General features: G+C 70.4%; 5 protein-coding genes. 3 read left to right on the plus strand and 2 right to left on the minus strand.

All coding sequences use genetic code 11. From position 1 onward, the window contains the following. Nucleotides 1-65: 65 nt before the first annotated feature. Nucleotides 66-1700 (minus strand): long-chain fatty acid--CoA ligase, encoded by a 1635-nt coding sequence (locus tag G6020_RS09030; RefSeq protein WP_182610385.1) that lies wholly within the window; start codon nucleotides 1698-1700, stop codon nucleotides 66-68. Nucleotides 1701-1752: 52 nt separating this feature from the next. Then, nucleotides 1753-2169 (minus strand): carboxymuconolactone decarboxylase family protein, encoded by a 417-nt coding sequence (locus G6020_RS09035; protein ID WP_179523766.1) that lies wholly within the window; start codon nucleotides 2167-2169, stop codon nucleotides 1753-1755. A gap of 298 nt (nucleotides 2170-2467) precedes the next feature. On the opposite strand from G6020_RS09035, the gene G6020_RS09040 reads away from it, so the two are divergent. The 3 genes from G6020_RS09040 to G6020_RS09050 all read left to right on the plus strand — a co-directional run. Next, nucleotides 2468-3403, plus strand: coding sequence for an ABC transporter substrate-binding protein (locus G6020_RS09040; RefSeq protein WP_182610386.1), 936 nt, complete (start codon nucleotides 2468-2470; stop codon nucleotides 3401-3403). Beyond that, nucleotides 3400-4428: an iron ABC transporter permease gene (locus G6020_RS09045; RefSeq protein ID WP_179523768.1), complete on the plus strand. Its 1029-nt coding sequence runs from the start codon at nucleotides 3400-3402 to the stop codon at nucleotides 4426-4428. The genes G6020_RS09040 and G6020_RS09045 overlap by 4 nt, the downstream gene beginning before the upstream one ends. Next, on the plus strand, nucleotides 4425-5203 hold a 779-nt coding region (locus tag G6020_RS09050; protein WP_182610387.1), incomplete at its 3' end, for an ABC transporter ATP-binding protein. The genes G6020_RS09045 and G6020_RS09050, both read left to right, overlap by 4 nt.

The following is a 5203-nucleotide window of genomic DNA, read 5'->3' on the forward strand; positions in this document are numbered from 1 at the left end:
CGATGTGTGCGGAACGCTCTTCTCGTTGGGGCGGGACCGGACCGGTGGGGCGGCCCGACCGGGGGCTACTTCTCCAGGGCGTTGACCACCGTGAGCTCACCGTCGGAGTGCGAGACGCGGATGCGCTTCTTGTCGAGCTTGCCGACGGAGGTCTTGGGGATCTCGTCGACGAACGCGAACTTCTCCGGCACCTGCCACTTGGCCATCCTGGACTCGAGGTGCGCGCGCAGGTCCTCGACGTCGGGGTCGGCCACGCCCTCCTTGACCACGATCGTGGCCAGCGGGCGCTCGTCCCACTTGGGGTCGGGGATCCCGATCACGGCCGCCTCGGCCACGGCTGGGTGCTCGAGGAGGTAGTTCTCCACCTCCACGGAGGAGATCCACTCGCCGCCGGACTTGATGATGTCCTTGGCACGGTCGGTGAGCTGCAGGAACGCCTCGGGGCGGACGTAGCCGACGTCGCCGGTGCGCAGCCAGCCGTCGTCGAACGAGTCGGAGTTCTCCACCTTGTAGTAGCTGCCCGTGATCCAGGGGCCGCGCACCTGGAGCTCACCCACGGACTCGCCGTCCCAGGGCATTTCCTGGCCGGCGTCGTCGACGATCCGGGCCTTGACCCCCGCGATGAACCGGCCCTGCGTGGTGCGCAGGTCGAACTGCTTCTCCTCCGGCAGGTCCGCCTTCGGCCGCGACAGCGTGCCGATGGGCGAGGTCTCCGTCATGCCCCACGCGTGGATGATGTTGATCCCGTAGTTCTCCTTGAACTTGCGGATCAGCGCGGGCGGGCAGGAGCTGCCGCCCACGACCACGGCACGGAAGCTCGACATGTCGATCGGGTGATCGACGCTGTACGCGTCCACGGCCTGCCAGATCGTGGGGACGGCGGCGGCCAGGGTCGGCCGCTCGGAGGCGATCATCGCGGCCAGCGGCTCGGGCTGCAGGAAGCGCTCGGGCATGAGCAGTGAGGCACCCACCAGGAACGCCGCGTACGGCAGCCCCCACGACATCGCGTGGAACATGGGGACGATCGCCAGCACGTTGTCGTCGAGCGAGATGTCCATCCCGTCCGACATGCACACCTGCATCGAGTGGAGGTAGATCGACCGGTGCGAGTAGACGACGCCCTTCGGATCGCCCGTGGTGCCCGAGGTGTAACACATCGCGGCGCCGGAGTTCTCGTCGACCTCGGGCCACTCGAACTCGGTGGGCTGGGCCGCCAGAAGCGCCTCGTAGTCGTGCACCTGCACGCCCTCCGGGGCCTCGAGGTTCGCCGCACCGCCGCCGGTGACGATCACGTGCTCGACGGTCGAGAACCGCGGCAGCAGGGGCTGCAGGAGCGGGATCAGGCTCGGGTCGACGATGACGACCTTGTCCTCGGCGTGGTTGGCCACGAACTCGAGCTGGTCCGGGAACAGCCGGATGTTCAGGGGGTGGAGCACCGCGCCCATCGACGGGATGGCCAGGTAGGCCTCCATGTGCTCCGAGTTGTTCCACTGGAACGTCGCGACGCGCTGGTCTGCGTCGATCCCGAGCGAACGCAGCCCGTGGGCGAGCTGGGCCGCCCGCTTCCCGAGTTCGCCGAACGTGACTTTCCGCGGGCCCTGATCGGTCCAGGTGGTGACGACCGCGTCCGAGTGGACGGTCGCGCCGAACGTCAGGATGGTACTGATGTTCAGCTGTTCCGGCTGCATGGTGCTGCGCATGCGAGGGGCTCCTCACTCAGGGGGGTGTCGGGGGTCACTTCTGGACACAACCCTACCTGCCGTCGAGGGCGTCGAAGACCTCCTGGACCGTCTTCATGGCCGAGAGGGCCGCCGGCGCCCCGCAGTACCCCGAGGCGTGGATCACGGCCTCGGTGATCTCCTCGCGGGTGAGGCCGTTGGTCAGGCCGCCGCGCACGTGACCGGCCAACTCGGCGTTCGCCCGCAACGCCACGAGCATGCCGATGTTCAACAGGCTGCGGTCGCGGCGCCCGAGTCCCGGGCGGTCCCAGATATTCCCCCACACGTTCTCGGTGACCACGTACTGGAGGGCCTCGGAGGCGGTCCCCTCGGCCCGGCCCATCGCGCGGTCCACGAAGGCGTCGCCCATCACCCCGCGCCGGGTCGCGAAACCCCGCGACCGGAGTTCCGCGGCCGAAGGCCCCTCGCCTGAACCGTTCGTCGTCGTCATCTCGTGGTCCTTCCTGTCGGTGGGTGTCGGAGGGTGGTCACGGCCCATCCTGCCGTCGACCCGGGGGTCGGCTACCCTCGGAGGGTCCGGCTCCCCCGCCGGACACCCGTGGTGCCCGGCGGAAGTCGGTGTGAATCCGACGATGCCCGCGCAACTGTGATCCCGCCCCGAGCGGGCGCGCCGGGTCGGCCGGTACCGCGGCACCGTACGAACTGACCTCGCACGAAGGACGGTTGCGTGCCGCGGCGTCCGCGTCGCTGCCGAGCTGCTTTCGTCCTGGCGATCCCCGGAGGATGTCATGCACCTGTCTCGAGCCCGGACCACGCCCCGAGCCCGCTCCCGGTTCGCCGCCGTCCTCACCGCAGTCGCGCTGATCGCCTCAGCCTGCTCCGGGGCGGACGACCCGGAGGCAGACCAGACCGGCGGCGCCGCCGCCTCCGGCGAGCCGCAGGCGATCATCTCGCTCAGCCCCACCACCACCGAGATGCTCTACGCCGTGGGTGCCGGCGACCGGGTGGTCGCGGTGGACGAACGCTCGAACTATCCCGCCGATGCGCCGGTCACCGACCTGTCGGGCTACACCCCGAACCTCGAGGCGATCCTCGGGTACCAGCCGGACCTGGTCGTGGCCACGGACGACACCGGCGACATCGTCTCCGGTCTCGAGAGGTCCGGGGTCGAGGTCCTGCTGCTCCCCGCCGCACGGACCCTGGACGACACCTACACCCAGATCGAACAGGTCGGCGCGGCCACCGGCACGGTCGGCGAGGCCGCCGAGCTGGTCTCGCGGATGCGGGGCGAGATCGACGAGATCGTGGCCTCGGTCCCCCGGCGTGAGACCCCGCTGACCTACTTCCACGAGCTCGACGACACCTACTACACCGTCACCGACGACACGTACATCGGCGAGGTGTACTCCCTGTTGGGGCTGACCTCCATCGCGACCGGCGAGGACGCCTACCCGCAGCTGTCCGAGGAACTGATCCTCGAGGCGGACCCCGACCTGGTGATGCTCGCCGACGGGCAGTGCTGCGGGATCACCCCGGAGGTCGTGGCCGAGCGTCCCGGCTGGGGCGAGCTCGCCGCGGTCAGGCAGGACCGCGTCTTCGTGGTCGACGAGGACCTGGCCAGCCGGTGGGGCCCGCGCGTGGTGGACTTCATGCGTGAGGTGGCCGGGATCATCTCCACACTGACTGTGAACGACTCACAGCCCGAGAGGGAACCTGCCTCGTGACCCGTGCGTCGCCCCGCCACGCCCTGGTGTTGGGCGGAGCGACAGTGCTCTTCCTCGTGGCGCTGGTGGCGGGCACGCTGGTCGGTCCCGCCGACCTCACCCCGCGGGGAGTCCTGCTCGAGCTGGTCGGGCGACTGCCGTTCGTGCACGTCGACTCGGGGTTCTCGCCTCGCCAGCAGGTGATCCTGTGGGAGATCCGGATCCCGCGGGTCGTGCTCGGCGGGATCGTCGGCGCGATGTTGGCGATCGCCGGCGCGACCTATCAGGGCGTGTTCCGCAACCCGCTCGCCGACCCCTATCTCCTGGGTGTCTCCAGCGGCGCCGGGCTCGGCGCGACGCTGGCGATCGTCGTGGGCGGGGCCATGGGTTCGGCGATGGTGCCCCCGGCGGCGTTCGTCGGCGGCATGATCGCGGTGATGGCCACCTACACCCTCGGCCGCAGTGTCGGTGGCGGTCGGACCGAGGTCGTGATCATCCTCGCGGGAGTCGCGGTCGCCGCGTTCGCGAGTGCCATCCAGACCTTCTTCATGCAGCGCAACGACGAGACCCTGAGGCAGGTGTACTCGTGGATGCTCGGCCGGCTCACGACCAGCGGCTGGTCCGAGGTGCTGACCGTGCTGCCGTACGTCCTGGTCTCGGTCGCGGTGATCGCCCTGTTCCGGCGCACCCTCGACGTGATGGCGGTGGGTGACGTCGAGGCCTCCACCCTCGGCATCGCCCCGGCCCGGGTGCGGCTGGTGCTCATCAGCGTCGCCACGCTGGGCACCGCCGCGGTCGTGTCCGTGAGCGGCCTGATCGGGTTCGTCGGCATCGTGATCCCGCACGCCGTGCGGATGGTGATCGGCCCGGGCCACCGGTTGCTCCTACCGCTGTCCCTACTGGTCGGCGCGAGTTTCCTCGTCCTGGCCGACATCGTGGCCCGCACCGCGGTGAGCCCGGCCGAGCTGCCGATCGGGGTCGTGACGGCGGCGATCGGGGCCCCGTTCTTCCTGTTCGTCCTGCGTCGGAGCCGGGGGCTCATATGACCTCCACCCCGGACGCCGGCGAAGCCCTGTCCTGCCGCGGTCTCCATGTGGCCCGTGACGCCGTGCCCGTCCTTCACGGGATCGACCTGGTCGTGCCCACCGGGACCTGGATCTCCCTGGTCGGGCCGAACGGCTCGGGCAAGACCACGCTGCTCTACGCCATGGCCGGGCTCATCCCGTCCCGTGGGGAGGTCGAGGTCATGGGTCTGTCGCCACGGAGGGCCGGGCGACGGCGGGTCGCCCGGATGGTGGCGCTCATGCCGCAACGCCCGGTCGTGCCCGAGGGCGTGAGCGCACGGGAGCTGATCCGGCTGGGCCGCACACCCCACATCCCCCGCTTCGGCACCGAGTCGCCCCACGACCACGAGGTCGTCGAGGGAGTGATCGACAGACTCGCGCTGCACGACCTCGCCCCGCGCATCGCGACCACGCTGTCCGGGGGCGAGCTCCAGCGGGTGGTCCTGGGCCGGGCGCTGGCACAGGAGCCCCGGGTGTTGTTGTTGGACGAGCCGACGAGCGCCCTCGACATCGGGCACCAACAGCAGGTTCTCGAGCTGGTCGACTCGATGCGACGCGAGAGCGGACTCACCGTGGTGGCCGCCATGCACGACCTCACCTCCGCGGCGCACTACGGCGAACGCGTGGTCCTGCTCGACGAGGGCCGGATCGTCGCCGACGGCACCGGGGAGGACGTGCTCACCGTCGAACGGGTGGCGGAGGTGTACGACGCCCGCGTCGAGGTCCTCGACCGCCCCGACGGCCGCGCCGTCCTGCC

Origin of the sequence: Dietzia sp. B19 (assembly GCF_014145155.1) — a bacterium.
Taxonomy (GTDB): domain Bacteria; phylum Actinomycetota; class Actinomycetes; order Mycobacteriales; family Mycobacteriaceae; genus Dietzia; species Dietzia natronolimnaea.

What these genes read in the sequence shown, in the direction of transcription:
- G6020_RS09030 (WP_182610385.1), bottom strand. Translation starts at nt 1,700, where the DNA reads ATGCGCAGCACCATGCAGCCGGAACAGCTGAACATCAGTACCATCCTG.
- G6020_RS09035 (WP_179523766.1), bottom strand. Translation starts at nt 2,169, where the DNA reads ATGACGACGACGAACGGTTCAGGCGAGGGGCCTTCGGCCGCGGAACTC.
- G6020_RS09040 (WP_182610386.1), top strand. Translation starts at nt 2,468, where the DNA reads ATGCACCTGTCTCGAGCCCGGACCACGCCCCGAGCCCGCTCCCGGTTC.